This is a genomic window from Solwaraspora sp. WMMD792, assembly GCF_029626105.1.
Taxonomy (GTDB): Bacteria; Actinomycetota; Actinomycetes; order Mycobacteriales; family Micromonosporaceae; genus Micromonospora_E.
In genome coordinates, this window is the sequence record NZ_JARUBH010000009.1 from 6571646 (window position 1) to 6590299 (window position 18654).

At 68.2% G+C, this 18654-nt stretch carries 16 protein-coding genes; all 16 read left to right on the forward strand.

Translation table 11 applies throughout. From position 1 onward, the window contains the following. The first annotated feature begins 293 nt into the window (after positions 1 to 293). The 16 genes from rplJ to rpsS all read left to right on the forward strand — a co-directional run bounded on the left by rplJ (position 294) and on the right by rpsS (position 18650). The gene (rplJ, locus tag O7629_RS30585) at positions 294 to 836 is read left to right on the forward strand and encodes a 50S ribosomal protein L10 (RefSeq protein WP_278173663.1); all 543 of its coding nucleotides are present in this window, start codon (positions 294 to 296) and stop codon (positions 834 to 836) included. Positions 837 to 882: 46 nt separating this feature from the next. Next, positions 883 to 1269 carry a 50S ribosomal protein L7/L12 gene (gene rplL / locus O7629_RS30590; protein ID WP_278173665.1) on the forward strand — a complete coding sequence of 129 codons (387 nt, stop codon included), beginning with the start codon at positions 883 to 885 and terminating at the stop codon, positions 1267 to 1269. Positions 1270 to 1842: 573 nt separating this feature from the next. Further along, positions 1843 to 5274 (forward strand): DNA-directed RNA polymerase subunit beta, encoded by a 3432-nt coding sequence (locus tag O7629_RS30595; protein WP_278173667.1) that lies wholly within the window; start codon positions 1843 to 1845, stop codon positions 5272 to 5274. Between the two features lie 86 nt (positions 5275 to 5360). Then, positions 5361 to 9248, forward strand: coding sequence for a DNA-directed RNA polymerase subunit beta' (locus O7629_RS30600; RefSeq protein ID WP_278173669.1), 3888 nt, complete (start codon positions 5361 to 5363; stop codon positions 9246 to 9248). A gap of 82 nt (positions 9249 to 9330) precedes the next feature. After that, positions 9331 to 9696 (forward strand): hypothetical protein, encoded by a 366-nt coding sequence (locus O7629_RS30605; protein WP_278173671.1) that lies wholly within the window; start codon positions 9331 to 9333, stop codon positions 9694 to 9696. A gap of 224 nt (positions 9697 to 9920) precedes the next feature. Further along, positions 9921 to 10295 (forward strand): hypothetical protein, encoded by a 375-nt coding sequence (locus O7629_RS30610; protein ID WP_278174744.1) that lies wholly within the window; start codon positions 9921 to 9923, stop codon positions 10293 to 10295. A gap of 465 nt (positions 10296 to 10760) precedes the next feature. Next, a complete protein-coding gene (rpsL, locus tag O7629_RS30615) occupies positions 10761 to 11135 on the forward strand; it encodes a 30S ribosomal protein S12 (RefSeq protein ID WP_123606153.1) in 375 nt (124 codons plus the stop codon). A gap of 1 nt (position 11136) precedes the next feature. Beyond that, a complete protein-coding gene (rpsG, locus tag O7629_RS30620) occupies positions 11137 to 11607 on the forward strand; it encodes a 30S ribosomal protein S7 (protein WP_278112081.1) in 471 nt (156 codons plus the stop codon). A 67-nt stretch (positions 11608 to 11674) separates the two neighbouring features. Then, on the forward strand, positions 11675 to 13771 hold the full coding sequence (gene fusA, locus O7629_RS30625; RefSeq protein WP_278173675.1) for an elongation factor G: 2097 nt from the start codon (positions 11675 to 11677) through the stop codon (positions 13769 to 13771). A gap of 187 nt (positions 13772 to 13958) precedes the next feature. Beyond that, positions 13959 to 15152, forward strand: a complete 1194-nt coding sequence (gene tuf / locus O7629_RS30630; protein ID WP_123606150.1) for an elongation factor Tu — start codon at positions 13959 to 13961, stop codon at positions 15150 to 15152. Between the two features lie 407 nt (positions 15153 to 15559). Then, a complete protein-coding gene (rpsJ, locus tag O7629_RS30635; RefSeq protein ID WP_007073037.1) occupies positions 15560 to 15868 on the forward strand; it encodes a 30S ribosomal protein S10 in 309 nt (102 codons plus the stop codon). A 10-nt stretch (positions 15869 to 15878) separates the two neighbouring features. Then, on the forward strand, positions 15879 to 16544 hold the full coding sequence (rplC, locus tag O7629_RS30640) for a 50S ribosomal protein L3 (protein WP_278173677.1): 666 nt from the start codon (positions 15879 to 15881) through the stop codon (positions 16542 to 16544). Then, positions 16541 to 17200, forward strand: coding sequence for a 50S ribosomal protein L4 (gene rplD / locus O7629_RS30645; protein WP_278173679.1), 660 nt, complete (start codon positions 16541 to 16543; stop codon positions 17198 to 17200). The genes rplC and rplD overlap by 4 nt, the downstream gene beginning before the upstream one ends. Next, positions 17197 to 17499, forward strand: a complete 303-nt coding sequence (rplW, locus tag O7629_RS30650; RefSeq protein ID WP_278173680.1) for a 50S ribosomal protein L23 — start codon at positions 17197 to 17199, stop codon at positions 17497 to 17499. The genes rplD and rplW overlap by 4 nt, the downstream gene beginning before the upstream one ends. A gap of 12 nt (positions 17500 to 17511) precedes the next feature. After that, complete coding sequence (gene rplB, locus O7629_RS30655; protein WP_278173683.1) at positions 17512 to 18351, forward strand: 50S ribosomal protein L2; 840 nt, start codon at positions 17512 to 17514, stop codon at positions 18349 to 18351. A gap of 17 nt (positions 18352 to 18368) precedes the next feature. Next, entirely contained in the window at positions 18369 to 18650 is a 282-nt protein-coding gene (gene rpsS, locus O7629_RS30660) for a 30S ribosomal protein S19 (RefSeq protein WP_123606145.1), read from the forward strand. The last annotated feature ends 4 nt before the right edge of the window (positions 18651 to 18654 follow it).

Genomic DNA, 18654 nt, shown 5'->3' on the forward strand with positions numbered 1-18654 from the left:
CTCCACCCCCACCGCCGTGCCGGGCGGATTTGGTGCCCGCCAGTGCGGTGCCGTACGCTTGCCGTATCCACACCCAAAGACCGCTGGTCACCGTGCCTCGGCACGGTTGAAGGTCCCGTTTCCACGGGCGGCCCGCGCAGGGGCGGAACGGACGATGAGTCATCGCCGTCGGCTGACGGCTGCCTCGCCCCGTGCGCCCTGCGCCCGGGGCGTTTTTCGTGGGCGCGGGATCTTCACGGCCGGCCGGCCACCCGCCGGCCGACCGCCAGCCTGGAGCACCAGAGAGGAGGGACATGGCGGACAAGCCGGTTCGTGCCGACAAGGCGACTGCGGTCGCCGACCTGACCGAACGGTTCCGTGCATCGGGTGCCACGGTGCTCACCGAGTACCGGGGTCTTACCGTCGCCCAGCTGACCCAGCTGCGCCGTTCGCTGGGGCAGAGCGCGACCTACTCGGTGGCGAAGAACACCCTGGCCAAGCGGGCCGCGTCGGACGCGGGCATCGACGGACTCGACGCGCTGTTCACCGGTCCTACCGCGCTCACCTTCGTCTCCGGCGACGTGGTCGAGGCCGCGAAGGGCCTGCGCGACTTCGCCAAGGCCAACCCGATGCTGGTCATCAAGGGCGGGGTCTTCGAGGGGCGCGCGATCACCGCGACCGAGGTCAACAAGTTGGCCGATCTCGAGTCCCGCGAGGTGCTGCTGGCCAAGCTGGCCGGTGGCATGAAGGCGAACCTGAGCAAGGCCGCGGCCGTGCTGCAGGCCCCGCTGTCGAAGACCGCCCGCCTGGCGGCAGCGCTGCAGGACAAGCGCGAATCCGAGGGTACGCAGGCCTGACCCGCCAGCGCCCCGTCAACGTACTCAATTCGAAAGGAAGCCGACCATGGCGAAGCTCAGCACCGACGAGCTGCTCGACGCGTTCAAGGAGATGACGCTGATCGAGCTCTCGGAGTTCGTGAAGCAGTTCGAGGAGACCTTCGACGTGACCGCCGCCGCGCCGGTGGCCGTCGCGGCCGCCGGTGGCGCGGCCGCCGCCCCGGCCGAGGCCGAGCCGGAGAAGGACGAGTTCGACGTCATCCTCGACGCGGACGGTGGCAAGAAGATCCAGGTCATCAAGGTGGTCCGGGAGCTGACCGGCCTCGGCCTCAAGGAGGCCAAGGACCTGGTCGAGGCCGCGCCGAAGGCCGTCCTCGAGAAGGCCAACAAGGAGACCGCCGACAAGGCCAAGGCCAAGCTGGAGGCGGAGGGTGCCAAGGTCACCCTCAAGTGACCTGACCCACACCGAGGTTGGTTGCGGGCGGCGATCCCCGACGGGGGTTGCCGCCCGTTTCCGTTCGCACACCCGGTGCGATTGCCCGATGATCAGGGCATTTCGCCCTTGGCCGGGGTCGACGGGCTGCCCGGCCGGCCGGCAACCGGCTGACGTAGTGGGCGATCTCCCCGTACGACAGGCCTTGACGCGGCACGGACCGGCAGGCACGCTGACTACAGCAAGCTGTTTCACGGGCTTGCGACGGCCAAAGCTGGGTAATGGCACCAGCAGCGGGTCGCCGGATCGGGAGACCGGTCAGGGGTCCCGGTGTTCGCCAGCCCCCACCAGGCTCCGTGGGAACGCCGCGTTCCGAGCGGTACGGAGGCACCGGTCCCGGTCGCCCCGACCAGCTCCGCGACGTCCTTCGGCGTCGGGCTGGACAGCGGTTAGCCGCTCGGCTACACTGCTAGTTTGCGCTGCCTTCCGACTTGCCTCGCGCTCGGAATGTCCGATCCTGGATATTTTGACCGAGGTTCTTTGGAGTGCGCGCGAAACAGCCGTCTGCAGCACCGGTCCTCGGAAGGACGCATCTTGGCAGCTTCCCGCCCTGCGAAGACCAGTCGTACGTCGAGCGCTTTCGCTCCTCGCCGAATCTCATTCGGCCGGATCACCGAACACCTCGAGGTCCCCAACCTTCTCTCCATCCAGACCGAGTCGTTCGACTGGCTGGTGGGCAACGAGGCTTGGCAGGGCCGGTCGGCTGACGACCCGCACGCACGATCCGGCCTCGCGGAGATCCTCGACGAGATCAGTCCCATTGAGGACTTTTCCGGCACCATGTCGCTCTCCTTCTCCAGCCCGCGCTTCGACGAGGTCAAGGCCTCGATCGAGGAGTGCAAGGAGAAGGACCTGACCTACTGCGCACCGCTCTTCGTCACCGCGGAGTTCACCAACAACACCACCGGCGAGATCAAGAGCCAGACGGTGTTCATGGGTGACTTCCCGATGATGACGCCGAAGGGCACCTTCATCATCAACGGCACCGAGCGCGTGGTGGTCAGCCAGCTCGTCCGGTCCCCGGGCGTGTACTTCGACAAGCAGCCGGACAAGACCTCCGACCGCGACCTGTCCAGCGTCAAGGTGATCCCTAGCCGGGGTGCCTGGCTGGAGTTCGACATCGACAAGCGCGACACCGTCGGTGTCCGCATCGACCGTAAGCGGCGTCAGGCCGTCACCGTCCTGCTCAAGGCCATCGGTTGGTCCGCCGACCGGATCCGGGAGCGGTTCGGCTGGTCCGAGCTGATGATGACCACCCTGGAGAAGGACCACATCGCCGGGGTGGACGAGGCGCTGCTCGACATCTACCGCAAGCTCCGTCCTGGTGAGCCGCCGACCCGCGAGAACGCGCAGACGCTGCTCGACAACCTGTTCTTCAACCCCAAGCGGTACGACGTCGCCAAGGTCGGCCGGTACAAGTTCAACAAGAAGCTCAACCTCGACGTCCCGATCAACTCCGGGACGCTCACCGAGGACGACATCGTCGCCACCGTCGAGTACCTCTGCCGGCTGCACGCCGGTGAGGAGGGCTACGAAGCCGACGACATCGACCACTTCGGCAACCGGCGGCTGCGTACCGTCGGCGAGCTGATCCAGAACCAGGTACGGGTCGGCCTGTCCCGGATGGAGCGGGTCGTCCGCGAGCGGATGACGACGCAGGACGTCGAGGCCATCACGCCGCAGACCCTGATCAACATCCGCCCGGTGGTGGCGGCGATCAAGGAGTTCTTCGGCACCTCGCAGCTGTCCCAGTTCATGGACCAGACCAACCCGCTGGCCGGGTTGACCCACCGCCGGCGGCTCAGCGCGCTCGGCCCGGGTGGTCTGTCCCGGGAACGGGCCGGCTTCGAGGTCCGTGACGTGCACCCGTCGCACTACGGTCGGATGTGCCCGATCGAGACCCCGGAAGGCCCGAACATCGGTCTGATCGGGGCGCTGTCCACCTTCGGGCGGGTCAACCCGTTCGGCTTCATCGAGACCCCGTACCGCAAGGTCATCGACGGCCGGGTCACCGACCAGATCGACTACCTGACCGCGGACGAGGAGGACCGGTTCGTCAAGGCGCAGGCCAACGCGCCGCTGATGGCCGACGGCACCTTCGCCGAGGACCGGGTCCTGGTCCGACGCAAGGGCGGTGAGGTCGACTTCGTCCCGCCGGCGGCCGTCGACTACATGGACGTATCACCGCGGCAGATGGTCTCCGTCGCCACCGCGATGATCCCGTTCCTGGAGCACGACGACGCCAACCGGGCGCTGATGGGCGCGAACATGCAGCGCCAGGCGGTGCCGCTGGTCAAGGCGGAGTCCCCGCTGGTCGGCACCGGCATGGAGTACCGCGCCGCGGTCGACGCCGGTGACGTGGTGATCGCCGAGTCCGGTGGTGTGGTCGAGGACCTGTGCGCCGACTACGTCACCGTGCACCAGGACGACGGCCACCGCCGGACCTACCTGCTGCACAAGTTCCGTCGCTCGAACGCCGGCTCCTGCGTCAACCAGAAGCCGACCGTCTTCGAGGGCGACCGGGTCGAGGCCGGCCAGGTCATCGCGGACGGCCCGTGTACCGACGACGGCGAGATGGCACTCGGCCGCAACCTGCTCGTGGCGTTCATGCCGTGGGAGGGTTACAACTACGAGGACGCCATCATCCTGTCCCAGCGGCTGGTGCAGCAGGACGTGCTCACCTCGATCCACATCGAGGAGCACGAGGTCGACGCCCGGGACACCAAGCTCGGCCCCGAGGAGATCACCCGCGACATCCCGAACGTCAGCGAGGAGATGCTCGCCGACCTCGACGAGCGCGGCATCATCCGGATCGGCGCCGAGGTGGTTCCCGGTGACATCCTGGTCGGCAAGGTCACCCCGAAGGGTGAGACCGAGCTGACCCCGGAGGAGCGGCTGCTGCGGGCGATCTTCGGCGAGAAGGCCCGGGAGGTCCGGGACACCTCACTGAAGGTGCCGCACGGCGAGACCGGCACGGTGATCGGCGTACGGACCTTCTCCCGCGACGACGGCGACGAGTTGCCGCCCGGCGTCAACGAGCTGGTCCGGGTCTACGTCGCGCAGAAGCGGAAGATCCAGGACGGCGACAAGCTCGCCGGCCGGCACGGCAACAAGGGCGTCATCTCCAAGATCCTGCCGGTCGAGGACATGCCGTTCCTCTCCGACGGCACGCCGGTCGACATCGTGCTCAACCCGCTCGGTGTGCCGGGCCGGATGAACATCGGCCAGATCCTGGAGACCCACCTCGGGTGGGTGGCCAAGACCGGGTGGAAGGTCGAGGGTGACGACGCCGAGTGGAAGGCCGCGCTGCGCGCCATCGGCTCGGACGACGCCGAGCCGGACACCAACGTCGCGACCCCGGTCTTCGACGGTGTCCGCGAGGAGGAGATCACCGGCCTGCTGGGCAGCACCCTGCCCAACCGGGACGGCGTGCAGCTGATCGGCAGCTCGGGCAAGGCCCAGCTGTTCGACGGCCGGTCCGGTGAGCCGCTGCCGGACGCGATCGCGGTCGGCTACATCTACATCCTCAAGCTCAACCACCTGGTGGACGACAAGATCCACGCGCGGTCGACTGGCCCGTACTCCATGATCACCCAGCAGCCGCTCGGCGGTAAGGCACAGTTCGGCGGCCAGCGCTTCGGTGAGATGGAGTGCTGGGCGATGCAGGCCTACGGCGCCGCCTACGCGCTGCAGGAGCTGCTCACCATCAAGTCGGACGACGTCCTGGGCCGGGTCAAGGTCTACGAGGCGATTGTCAAGGGCGAGAACATCCCCGAGCCGGGCATCCCGGAGTCGTTCAAGGTGCTGCTCAAGGAGCTGCAGTCGCTGTGCCTCAACGTCGAGGTGCTGTCCAGCGACGGCGTGGCCCTGGAGATGCGCGAGACCGACGACGAGGTGTTCCGGGCCGCGGAGGAACTCGGTATCGACCTGTCCCGGCGGGAGCCGAGCTCGGTCGAGGAAGTGTGAGGCGCGGTCGGCGGCCCTGACCCCAGGGCCGCCGACCGAGGCCCCGTGAACCAGCAGTAGCGACGACGACATAGGGGACACGAAACGTGCTCGACGTCAACTTCTTCGACGAGTTGCGCATCGGTCTCGCCACCGCCGACGACATTCGTCAGTGGTCCCACGGCGAGGTCAAGAAGCCCGAGACGATCAACTACCGCACCCTCAAGCCGGAGAAGGACGGGCTCTTCTGCGAGAAGATCTTCGGCCCGCAGCGGGACTGGGAGTGCTACTGCGGCAAGTACAAGCGCGTCCGCTTCAAGGGCATCATCTGTGAGCGGTGCGGCGTCGAGGTGACCCGCTCCAAGGTCCGTCGTGAGCGGATGGGGCACATCGAGCTCGCCGCTCCGGTCACTCACATCTGGTACTTCAAGGGCGTCCCGAGCCGGCTCGGCTACCTGCTCGACCTGGCGCCGAAGGACCTGGAAAAGATCATCTACTTCGCGTCGTACGTGGTGACCGGGGTGGACGCCGAGGCGCGCCACCGCGACATGTCGACGATCGAGAACGAGATCTTCGCGGAGAAGCGCCAGTCGGAGAACAGCCGCGACTCGGAGATCGAGAAGCGGGCCGCCAAGCTGGAGGCCGACCTGGCCGAGCTGGAGGCCGAGGGCGCCAAGGCCGACGTACGCCGCAAGGTCAAGGAGTCCGGCGAGCGGGAGATGCGCCAGATCCGCGACCGGGCGCAGCGGGAGATCGACCGGCTCGACGAGGTGCTCGACACCTTCCGCAAGCTGGAGCCGAAGCAGCTGGTCACCGACGAGCTGCTGTACCGGGAGCTGCGCGACCGGTTCGGTGAGTACTTCACCGGCGGGATGGGCGCCGAGGCGATCAAGACCCTGCTGCAGCACATGGATCTGGACGCCGAGGCGGACAACCTGCGGGAGATCATCCGGAGCGGCAAGGGCCAGCGCAAGATCCGGGCCTTGAAGCGGCTCAAGGTGGTCGCCGCGTTCCTCAGCACCCGGAACTCGCCCGGGGGCATGGTCCTCGACTGCGTACCGGTGATCCCGCCGGACCTGCGCCCGATGGTGCAGCTCGACGGTGGCCGGTTCGCCACCAGCGACCTCAACGACCTGTACCGCCGGGTGATCAACCGGAACAACCGGCTCAAGCGGCTGATCGACCTGGGCGCACCGGAGATCATCGTCAACAACGAGAAGCGGATGCTGCAGGAGGCCGTTGACGCGCTGTTCGACAACGGCCGCCGCGGCCGGCCGGTCACCGGCCCGGGTAACCGTCCGCTGAAGTCGCTGTCCGACATGCTCAAGGGCAAGCAGGGCCGGTTCCGGCAGAACCTGCTCGGCAAGCGGGTCGACTACTCCGGCCGGTCGGTCATCGTCGTCGGTCCGAAGCTGAAGCTGCACCAGTGCGGTCTGCCCAAGCAGATGGCGCTGGAGCTGTTCAAGCCGTTCGTGATGAAGCGGCTGGTCGACCTGAACCACGCGCAGAACATCAAGTCCGCCAAGCGGATGGTCGAGCGGCAGCGGCCGGTGGTGTGGGACGTGCTCGAAGAGGTCATCTCCGAGCACCCGGTGCTGCTCAACCGGGCGCCGACCCTGCACCGGCTGGGCATCCAGGCGTTCGAGCCGCAGCTGGTCGAGGGCAAGGCGATCCAGATCCACCCGTTGGTCTGCACCGCCTTCAACGCCGACTTCGACGGTGACCAGATGGCGGTGCACGTACCGCTGTCGGCCGAGGCGCAGGCCGAGGCCCGGATCCTGATGCTGTCGTCGAACAACATCCTCAAGCCGTCCGACGGCAAGCCGGTGACCATGCCCACCCAGGACATGATCATCGGGCTGTACCACCTCACCCACCGGACCGAGGGTCTGACCGGTGAGGGTCGGGTGTTCAGCTCGGACGCCGAGGCCCGGATGGCGTTCGACAACGGCGAACTGCACCTGCAGTCGCCGGTCCGGATCCGGCTGCACGGCGTGGTCGAGGTCGACAACGGTGCCGGCGCGTCGCGTTGGGTGGCACCCGAGGATTGGCAGCCGGGTACGCCGCTGATCGTCGACACCACCCTCGGCCGGGTGCTGTTCAACGAGGTCATGCCGGTCGGCTACCGGTTCGTCAACTACGAGGTCCGCAAGAGCCAGCTGTCGGCGATCGTCAACGACTTGGCCGAGCGGTTCCCGAAGGTGGCTCTCGCGGCGACCCTGGACGGGCTCAAGGAGGCCGGCTACCACTGGGCCACCTGGTCCGGCGTGACCATCGGCATGCAGGACGTCGTCGCGCCGCCGCACAAGCAGGAGACCCTGGAGCGGTACGAGGCGGAGGCCGCCCGGATCGACAAGCAGTACCAGCGCGGTCTGATGACCGGCGAGGAACGACGCGGTGAGCTGATCGAGATCTGGACCAAGGCGACCAACGAGATCGCCAAGGATCTGGAGACCTCGCTGCCGCACGAGAACCCGCTGTGGAAGATGATCCACTCTGGTGCCCGAGGCAACCTGCTGCAGCTGCGGCAGATCGCCGCGATCCGTGGTCTGGTGGCCAACCCGAAGGGCGAGATCATCCCGCGGCCGATCAAGTCGAGCTACCGGGAGGGTCTGTCGGTACTGGAGTACTTCATCTCCACCCACGGTGCCCGTAAGGGTCTGGCCGACACCGCGCTGCGGACCGCCGACTCCGGTTACCTGACCCGTCGACTGGTCGACGTGTCGCAGGACGTCATCATCCGCGAGGAGGACTGCGGCACCGACCGGGCGATCACCATGCAGGTCGGTGAGCGGCTCGACGGCAAGCTGGTGGTGCACGAGTTCGCCGAGACCGGCGTGCACGCCCGTACCCTCGCCGAGGACATCAAGGGTGCCGACGGCGAGGTCGTGGTCGAGCGCGGCGCGGACCTCAACTCGATCCTGGTGGACAAGCTGGTCGCCGCCGGGGTCGAGACGGTGCGGGTACGCAGCGTGCTCACCTGCGAATCCAAGCTGGGCGTCTGCGGCGCCTGCTACGGGCGTTCGCTGCCCACCGGCAAGACGGTGGACATCGGCGAGGCGGTCGGCATCATCGCCGCCCAGTCGATCGGTGAGCCGGGTACCCAGCTGACGATGCGGACCTTCCACACCGGTGGTGTCGCCGGTGAGGACATCACCCAGGGTCTGCCCCGGGTGCAGGAGATCTTCGAGGCCCGGGTGCCGAAGGGCAAGGCGCCGATCGCCGACACCCCGGGCCGGGTGCGGATCGAGGACGGCGAACGGTCCCGGAAGATCGTCGTCATCCCGGACGACGGCAGCGACGAGATCGTCCACGACAAGGTCTCCAAGCGGGTCCGGCTGCGGGTGCACGACGGTGACCACGTCACCGTCGGCGAGAAGCTCACCGAGGGCACCATCGATCCGCACGAACTGCTGCGGATCCTCGGCCCGCGGGCGGTCCAGGTCCACCTGACCCAGGAGGTCCAGGAGGTCTACCGCTCGCAGGGTGTGCTGATCCACGACAAGCACATCGAGATCATCATCCGGCAGATGCTCAAGCGGGTGACGGTCATCGACTCCGGCGGCACCGAACTGCTGCCCGGTGTGCTCGTCGACCGCGCGGTCTTCGAGTCGGAGAACCGCCGGCTCGTCTCCGAAGGCGGCGAGCCCGCCGCCGGTCGGCCGATGCTGATGGGCATCACCAAGGCGTCGCTGGCCACCGACTCCTGGCTCTCGGCGGCCTCCTTCCAGGAGACCACCCGGGTGCTGACCGACGCGGCGATCAACGCCCGCAGCGACTCGCTGATCGGCCTCAAGGAGAACGTGATCATCGGTAAGCTCATCCCGGCCGGTACCGGCATCAGCAAGTACCGCAACATCCGGGTCGAGCCGACCGAGGAAGCGAAGGCGAAGGTCTACTCGATGACCGGCTACCCGGAGACCGACTACGGGTTCGGGCCGGCCAGCGGTCAGGCCGTACCGCTGGACGACTTCGATTTCGGTTCCTACCGCTGATCAACGGCTGGTACGACTGTCCGGGCGCCTGCCCCGCCGCGACCGCGGCGGGGCAGGCGCCTTCAGCTTGTAGGCTGGCACCGTGCAGGTGACCCCGGTGCCCCAGGCCGCGCACCCGACGCCACGGCATCCGGCGGACCCCGACCCGGTGCGGTCCACCAAGGCCGGAGCCGTCTTCGCGCTCGGGCTGGTCGCGGCGATCACCGGGCTACTGGTCGGCGGCGTGGTGCCGGCCGTGGTGGCGCTGCTGCTGGCCAACCAGGCGCGCCGGGAGGCGTACTCGTCGCGGGGTTACCTGACCGGGGCGGGCTGGCTGCGCCGCGGCGAACGCCTGGCCGGGACGGGCCTGCTCCTCGCCGCCGTGACGTTGACCCTGGCGCTGGTGTTCGGCATCTTCGACTGGGCCACCGGTCCGGTCGGGCAGGACTTCGACCCCGGCATCGACTGACCGCAGCGGCACTGGCCGGCCCGGGCGACCGGGCCGCGTCACCGGCCGGTCACGGACGACCGGCTGGGCCGGTCGCAGGACGAGGAGGAACGCAGGTGACCCAGCCCTCGGGGTACGGGACCGCAGCGCCACCGGCCGGGCCGCCGATCGGGCCGCCGCCCGGTGCCCGACCGGTGGCCCCGCCACCGCCGGAGGGACGGCTGTCCCCACGGCGGGTGGAGCAGGTGCCCGGCACGAGTTTCGGGCTGGTGCACCTGGAGGTGTCGCCGGTGGTGTCCGGGCTGGCGGTGACGTCGTTGATCGCCGGCGTCATCTCGGTGCTGGTCTCGCTGACCGTCGGCTGCCTGGGCGTGGCCGGCGCGGACGGTGGCTGGGGCGGCTGGGCCGCCGGGGCGTTCACCCTGCTCGGCGTCGCCTTCGGAGGGGCGGCCGTCGGCCTGGGCCTGCTCGGTCTGCGCCAGGTCCGGCAGACCGCGCCACCGCCGGCGGTGCGGTTCACCGGCCGCGGTCTGGCGATCGCCGGGATCAGCTGCGGCGGGGTGGGGCTGGCGGTGACCCTGTTCAGCTTCGCCGTCGCGCTCCTGCTGGTCGCCGGCTGACATTCGCCGGAGTATCCGGCCAGTGCCCAGTACGCCGCCCGCCGGGCCGGCAGCCGGGCGAACCGGTACACTTGGTGACCGGAGCGGTCCGCTGCGGGCGGAGCAGACAGACGGCCGATCCGAGGTCCGGGGTTCGGGTTCCGAGATTACGGGGCCAGGGTCAGGAGTTCGGTGCCGCCGTTTTGACCTGCGCGCGCGTGGTGGGTACTCTACCCTCTTGTGCCCGGCCTGCCCGGGCAAGTCGTGCGTGCGCCCGATCCAGCCGATGGTCATCGAGCAGCGCAACGGCGGAGTGCAGATCCCGGTGGTTGACAGCTGACAGCCGGGTCCGTGTGCGGGCGACACGCCCGACCGCGGGTGCCGGTGCCCTGGCGGGTGGCCGGTCGGAGTGTAGGAGAGTCGGCCTGCGGGGCGGCTGAGGAAAAGTGCGGCCGCCTGTGCGGCCGGAGGGAGCAAAGGAACCCGGTGCCAACGATCCAGCAGCTGGTCCGTAAGGGCCGCCAGGACAAGACGAGCAAGACCAAGACGCCGGCGCTCAAGGGCAGCCCGCAGCGTCGTGGCGTGTGCACCCGTGTGTACACCACCACCCCCAAGAAGCCGAACTCCGCGCTGCGCAAGGTCGCTCGGGTGAAGCTGAGCAGCCAGATCGAGGTGACCGCCTACATCCCCGGCGTCGGCCACAACCTGCAGGAGCACTCCATCGTGCTGGTGCGCGGCGGCCGGGTGAAGGACCTTCCGGGCGTCCGCTACAAGATTGTCCGCGGTTCGCTGGACACCCAGGGTGTCCGCAACCGCAAGCAGGCTCGCAGCCGCTACGGCGCGAAGAAGGAGAAGAGCTGAGATGCCGCGTAAGGGCCCTGCTCCGCGTCGCCCCCTGGTCGCGGACCCGGTGTACAACTCCCCGCTGGTGACCCAGCTGGTCAACAAGATCCTGCTGCGGGGCAAGCGTCAGCTCGCCGAGCGGATCGTCTACGGCGCCCTGGAGGGCTGCCGGGAGAAGTCCGGCACCGACCCGGTCGTCACCCTCAAGCGCGCCATGGACAACGTGAAGCCGACCCTGGAGGTCCGCAGCCGCCGGGTCGGTGGCGCGACGTACCAGGTGCCGGTCGAGGTTCGCCCGTCCCGGGCGACCACCCTCGGGCTGCGCTGGCTCGTCCAGTACTCCAAGGCCCGCCGGGAGAAGACGATGATCGAGCGGCTGATGAACGAGCTGCTGGACGCGAGCAACGGTCTCGGCGCGGCGGTCAAGCGCCGCGAGGACACCCACAAGATGGCGGAGTCCAACAAGGCCTTCGCCCACTACCGCTGGTAAGCCGCTGTCATGCCCGCCGGCATAGCCGCGCAGACACAGTCGACGACGAGACGAAGTAGGGATTGAAGTGGCCGCCGTAGACGCGCTCGCCAAGGTACGCAACATCGGCATCATGGCGCACATCGATGCCGGTAAGACCACCACCACTGAGCGGATCCTGTTCTACACCGGTATCACCTACAAGATCGGTGAGGTCCACGAGGGCGCTGCCGTCATGGACTGGATGGAACAGGAGCAGGAGCGGGGCATCACCATCACCTCCGCCGCCACCAAGTGCGAGTGGAAGGGCCACACGATCCAGATCATCGACACGCCGGGCCACGTCGACTTCACGGTCGAGGTCGAGCGGTCGTTGCGGGTGCTCGATGGTGCGGTCGCGGTCTACGACGGCGTGGCCGGCGTGGAGCCGCAGACCGAGAACGTGTGGCGGCAGGCGGACAAGTACAAGGTCCCCCGGATGTGCTTCGTCAACAAGCTCGACCGGACCGGGGCCGACTTCTTCCGCTGCGTGCAGATGATGGTGGACCGGCTCAACGCCACCCCGCTGGTGCTGCAGATCCCGATCGGCCTCGAGAGCGGCCACATCGGTGTCGTCGACCTGGTCGAGATGCGGGCGCTCACCTGGCGTGGCGAGACGATGAAGGGCGAGGACTACGCGGTCGAGGAGATCCCGGCCGACCTCGCCGATTCGGCCGCCGAGTGGCGGGAGAAGCTGCTGGAGACCCTCGCCGACGTGGACGACTCCATCATGGAGAAGTACCTCGAGGGTGAGGAGTTGTCGGTCGAGGAGATCAAGGCGGCGATCCGCCGGGCCACCCTCGCCGACAAGGGCAACCCGGTGCTGTGCGGCTCGGCGTTCAAGAACAAGGGCGTCCAGCCGATGCTGGACGCGGTGGTCGACTACCTGCCGTCGCCGCTGGACATCCCGGCGATCGAGGGCACCGCGACGGACGGCGAGACGCCGATGCTGCGCAAGCCGTCGACCACCGAGCCGTTCTCCGGCCTCGCGTTCAAGATCCAGACCGACCGGCACCTCGGCAAGCTGACCTACGTACGGGTCTACTCCGGCACGCTGGACTCCGGGTCCCAGGTGATCAACTCCACCAAGGACCGCAAGGAGCGGATCGGCAAGATCTACCAGATGCACGCGAACAAGCGTGAGGAGCGGGCGACCGCGATCGCCGGCGACATCATCGCCGTCCAGGGCCTGAAGCAGACCACCACCGGCGACACCCTGTCCGATCCGGCGAACCCGGTCATCCTGGAGTCGATGACGTTCCCGGAGCCGGTCATCGAGGTGGCGATCGAGCCCAAGACAAAGGCCGACCAGGAGAAGCTCTCCACCGCTATCCAGCGGCTGGCCGAGGAGGACCCGACCTTCCGCGTCAAGAACGACGAGGAGACCGGGCAGACGGTCATCGCCGGCATGGGCGAGCTGCACCTGGACATCCTGGTCGACCGGATGCGCCGCGAGTTCAACGTCGAGGCCAACATCGGCAAGCCGCAGGTGGCGTACCGGGAGACCATCCGCCGGAAGGTGGAGAAGGTCGAGTACACCCACAAGAAGCAGACCGGTGGTTCCGGCCAGTACGCCCGGGTGATCATCAGTCTGGAGCCGCTGCCGCTGGACAACGAGGCGCCGACCTACGAGTTCGCCAACGCGGTGACCGGTGGTCGGGTGCCGCGGGAGTTCATCCCGTCGGTCGACGCCGGTGCCCAGGACGCCATGCAGTACGGCATCCTCGCCGGCTACCCGCTGGTCGGGGTCAAGCTGACCCTGGTCGACGGGCAGTACCACGAGGTCGACTCGTCCGAGATGGCGTTCAAGATCGCCGGTTCGATGGCGCTCAAGGAGGCCGCCCGCCGGGCGGACCCCGCGCTGCTCGAACCGATGATGGCCGTTGAGGTCACCTCTCCCGAGGAGAACATGGGTGACGTCATCGGCGACCTCAACTCCCGGCGTGGCATCATCCAGGCGATGGAGGAGCGCGGCGGAGCCCGCGTCGTCCGTGCCCTGGTGCCACTGTCGGAGATGTTCGGCTACGTCGGCGACCTGCGGTCGAAGACCCAGGGCCGGGCGAGCTACAGCATGCAGTTCGACTCCTACGCCGAAGTGCCGCAGAGCGTGGCGAAGGAGATCATCGCGAAGGCGACGGGCGAGTAACGGGTTGGGGAGTTGACCCTCCCCGGCCCGTCTCGGGCGAGCTGCATACCGGGCCTGAAGGCGTGACCGCCGCAAGACCCGAGCACTTCCCGGTCGCCGACACCGGACCGGAAAGGCTGTCGACAGAGTCCTAAGCGCCGAACGGCGCGCCGGGCGTACGAACCAAGAAGTCCACAGGAGGACACCAGTGGCGAAGGCGAAGTTCGAGCGGACTAAGCCGCACGTCAACATCGGCACCATTGGTCACATCGACCACGGTAAGACGACGCTGACGGCGGCCATCACCAAGGTCCTGCACGACAGGATGCCGGACCTCAACCCGTACACGCCGTTCGACGAGATCGACAAGGCGCCGGAGGAGAAGGCCCGCGGCATCACGATCTCGATCGCGCACGTCGAGTACCAGACCGAGGCGCGGCACTACGCGCACGTCGACTGCCCCGGGCACGCCGACTACATCAAGAACATGATCACCGGTGCCGCGCAGATGGACGGCGCGATCCTGGTGGTCGCGGCGACCGACGGCCCGATGCCGCAGACCCGCGAGCACGTGCTGCTGGCCCGTCAGGTCGGCGTCCCGTACATCGTCGTGGCGCTCAACAAGAGCGACATGGTCGACGACGAGGAGCTGCTCGAGCTGGTCGAGCTCGAGGTCCGTGAGCTGCTGTCGGCCCAGGAGTACCCGGGCGACGACCTGCCGGTGGTCCGGGTCTCCGCGCTGAAGGCGCTGGAGGGCGACCAGGAGTGGTCCGACAAGCTCATGGAGCTGATGAACGCGGTCGACACCGCGATCCCGCAGCCCGAGCGGGAGACCGAGAAGCCGTTCCTGATGCCGATCGAGGACGTCTTCACGATCACCGGTCGGGGCACCGTGGTGACCGGTCGCGCCGAGCGTGGCGTGCTCAAGCCGAACGAGGAGGTGGAGATCGTCGGCATCCGTGAGAAGTCGATGAAGACCACCTGCACCGGTATCGAGATGTTCCGCAAGCTGCTCGACGAGGCGCGGGCCGGTGAGAACGTCGGTCTGCTGCTGCGTGGTATCAAGCGCGAGGACGTCGAGCGCGGCATGGTGGTCATCAAGCCGGGTACCACCACCCCGCACACGGAGTTCGAGGCGACGGTCTACATCCTCTCCAAGGAGGAGGGCGGCCGGCACACCCCGTTCTTCCAGAACTACCGTCCGCAGTTCTACTTCCGGACCACCGACGTGACCGGTGTGGTCACGCTGCCGGAAGGCACCGAGATGGTCATGCCCGGTGACAACACCTCGATGAGCGTGAAGCTGATCCAGCCGATCGCCATGGAGGAGAACCTGAAGTTCGCGATCCGGGAGGGTGGCCGCACCGTCGGCGCCGGCCGGGTCACCAAGATCATCAAGTGAACTGGTAGCCCGATTGGCCTTGCCGTACCTCGGTACGGCATACTAGTCAGGTTGCGTCCGCGTAGGGTGGCTGGCTGCCCGGCAGCCAGCCACCCTCGCACGGCGTCCGGGGCAGATTCGCCGCGGCACCCGCACTGTTCGGCAGCGTACGGCTTCGCCGTTTCGCCGACCGGGGTGGTGATGCCGCTGGCCTGGCCCGGTGCCCAAGACCTCAGCGGTGGGGATCGTCTCCGCGTGGGGCCAGATCGCTCCGGAGTCCCGGGGCGGAGCCTGGTCAGCGGTTGCGACACGCCCGACCGCGGGGGTCGGACACCGAAATGAAACGGCAGCGCCGGGGTCCGACCGGCGGCATCCGCTCCGGCGAGCGGGCTCCATTGCGGGCGGAGAGAGAAGGAACAGAAGCCACCATGGCGGGACAAAAGATCCGCATCCGGCTCAAGGCCTATGACCACGAGGTCGTGGACTCCTCGGCGCGGAAGATCGTCGAGACGGTGACGCGCACCGGCGCTCAGGTCGCAGGCCCGGTGCCGCTGCCCACTGAGATCAACCGTTTCTGCGTCATCCGTTCGCCGCACAAGTACAAGGACTCGCGCGAGCACTTCGAGATGCGCACGCACAAGCGTCTGATCGACATCATCGACCCGACTCCGAAGACGGTCGATTCGCTGATGCGCCTCGACCTGCCGGCTGGCGTCGACATCGAGATCAAGCTGTAGGGACCGGACAATGGACAGGCAAGTGAAGGGCATCCTGGGCGCCAAGCTCGGCATGACCCAGGTCTGGGACAACAACCGGGTCGTCCCGGTGACGGTGGTGCAGGCCGGCCCGTGTGTGGTGACCCAGGTGCGGACCGCCGACAAGGACGGTTACTCCGCGGTCCAGCTCGCGTTCGGCGCGGTCGACCCACGCAAGGTGAACAAGCCGGAATCCGGTCACTTCGCCAAGTCCGGCGTGGCACCGCGGCGGCACCTGGTCGAGCTGCGCACCACGGACGCCAGCGAGTACGAGCTGGGCCAGGAGATCACCGTCGAGACCTTCGAGCCGGGTGCCCGGGTCGACGTCACCGGCCGGACCAAGGGCAAGGGCTTCGCCGGTGTCATGAAGCGGCACGGCTTCCACGGCCTGCGGGCCAGCCACGGTGTCGAGCGCAAGCACCGCTCGCCCGGCTCGATCGGCGCCTGCGCTACCCCGGGTCGCGTTTTCAAGGGCGTCAAGATGGCCGGCCGCATGGGCAGCGTGCGCTACACCGTGCAGAACCTCACCGTGCAGGCGGTCGACCCGGAGAGCAACCTGCTGCTCGTCAAGGGCGCGATCCCGGGCCCGGCGGGCGCGCTGATCCTGGTCCGCAGCGCGGCGAAGGCGCAGGCGAAGAAGGGCGGTGCCGCCAAATGACCACCGTTGACGTGATCAACCCCGAGGGTGCCAAGAGCGGCACCGTCGACCTGCCGGGCGAGGTCTTCGACGTACAGGCCAACATCGCCCTGATGCACCAGGTCGTGGTCGCCCAGCTCGCCGCCGCGCGGCAGGGCACCCACAAGACCAAGACCCGCGGCGAGGTCGCCGGCGGCGGCAAGAAGCCGTACAAGCAGAAGGGCACCGGCCGGGCCCGGCAGGGCTCGATCCGCGCGCCGCAGTTCGCCGGCGGTGGCGTGGTGCACGGCCCGGTGCCGCGTGACTACAGCCAGCGGACCCCCAAGAAGATGAAGGCCGCCGCGCTGCGCGGTGCCCTCTCCGACCGGGCGCGGGCCGGGCAACTGCACGTCGTGGAGGCGTTCGTCACCGGCGAAAAGCCGTCGACCAAGAGCGCCCTGGCCACGCTGCGCAAGGTCAGCTCCGCCAAGCGGGTGCTGGTCGTGCTGAGCGCGACCGACGAGCTCAACTGGCTGTCGCTGCGCAACCTGCGCAACAGCGAGCCGCTGGTGCACCTCATCGAGGTGGGGCAGCTCAACACGTACGACGTGCTGGTCGCCGACGACGTGGTCTTCACCAAGGGAGCTCTCGACGAGTTCCTCGGTGTTCCGGCGCAGACCGAGGAGGGCGACAAGTGAGCACGATTGCCGACCCGCGCGACATCATCGTGGCGCCGGTGGTCTCGGAGAAGAGCTACGCCGAGCTCAACCGGAACTGGTACACGTTCCTGGTCCACCCGGACGCCAACAAGACCCAGATCAAGATCGCGATCCAGCAGATCTTCGACGTCCGGGTGCTGACCGTGAACACGCTCAACCGCGAAGGCAAGCGCAAGCGCACCCGGACCGGCTTCGGTCAGCGCAAGGCGACCAAGCGGGCGATGGTGAAGCTGGCCGACGGTGACCGTATCGAGGCCTTCGGCGGCCCGGTCAGCTGAGGGGTGTAGACAATGCCAATCCGTAAGTACAAGCCGACGACGCCGGGCCGCCGTGGTTCGTCCGTCGCCGACTTCGCCGAGATCACCCGGTCCACGCCGGAGAAGTCGCTGCTGGTGCCGCTGCCCAAGAAGGGCGGTCGGAACACGCACGGCCGGATCACCGCCCGGCACCACGGCGGTGGTCACAAGCGCCAGTACCGGCTGATCGACTTCAAGCGGGTCGACAAGGACGGCGTACCGGCGAAGGTCGCGCACATCGAGTACGACCCGAACCGGACCGCCCGGATCGCGCTGCTGCACTACGCCGACGGCGAGAAGCGCTACATCATCGCGCCGAAGGACCTGAAGCAGGGCGACACCGTCGAGTCCGGTCCCGGCGCCGACATCAAGCCCGGCAACAACCTGCCGCTGCGCAACATCCCGGTCGGTTCCACCATCCACGGTGTGGAGCTGCGGCCGGGTGGCGGCGCCAAGCTGGCCCGCTCGGCCGGCACCGGCATCCAGCTGCTCGGCCGGGAGGGTGCCTACGCGACGCTGCGGATGCCCTCCGGCGAGATCCGCCGGGTCGACGTGCGCTGCCGGGCCACCATCGGCGAGATCGGCAACGCCGACCAGTCAAACATCAACTGGGGCAAGGCGGGCCGCATGCGGTGGAAGGGCAAGCGCCCGACCGTCCGTGGCGTCGCGATGAACCCGGTCGACCACCCGCACGGTGGTGGTGAGGGCAAGACCTCCGGTGGTCGCCACCCGGTGAACCCGAAGGGCAAGCCGGAGGGCCGGACCCGTCGTAAGGGCCAGCCGAGTGACCGGCTGATCGTCCGCCGCCGCTACGCCACCCGCAAGCGCGGCTAGAAGGAGTCTGGTAGCACATGCCTCGCAGCCTGAAGAAGGGCCCGTTCGTCGACGACCACCTGATGAAGAAGGTGGAGACGCAGAACGACAAGGGCTCGAAGAACGTCATCAAGACCTGGTCGCGGCGCTCGACGATCACCCCGGAGATGCTCGGGCACACGATCGCCGTGCACGACGGGCGCAAGCACGTCCCGGTGTTCATCACCGAGTCGATGGTCGGGCACAAGCTCGGCGAGTTTGCCCTGACCCGCACCTTCAAGGGTCACGAGAAGGACGACCGCAAGAGCCGTCGGCGCTGAGTCG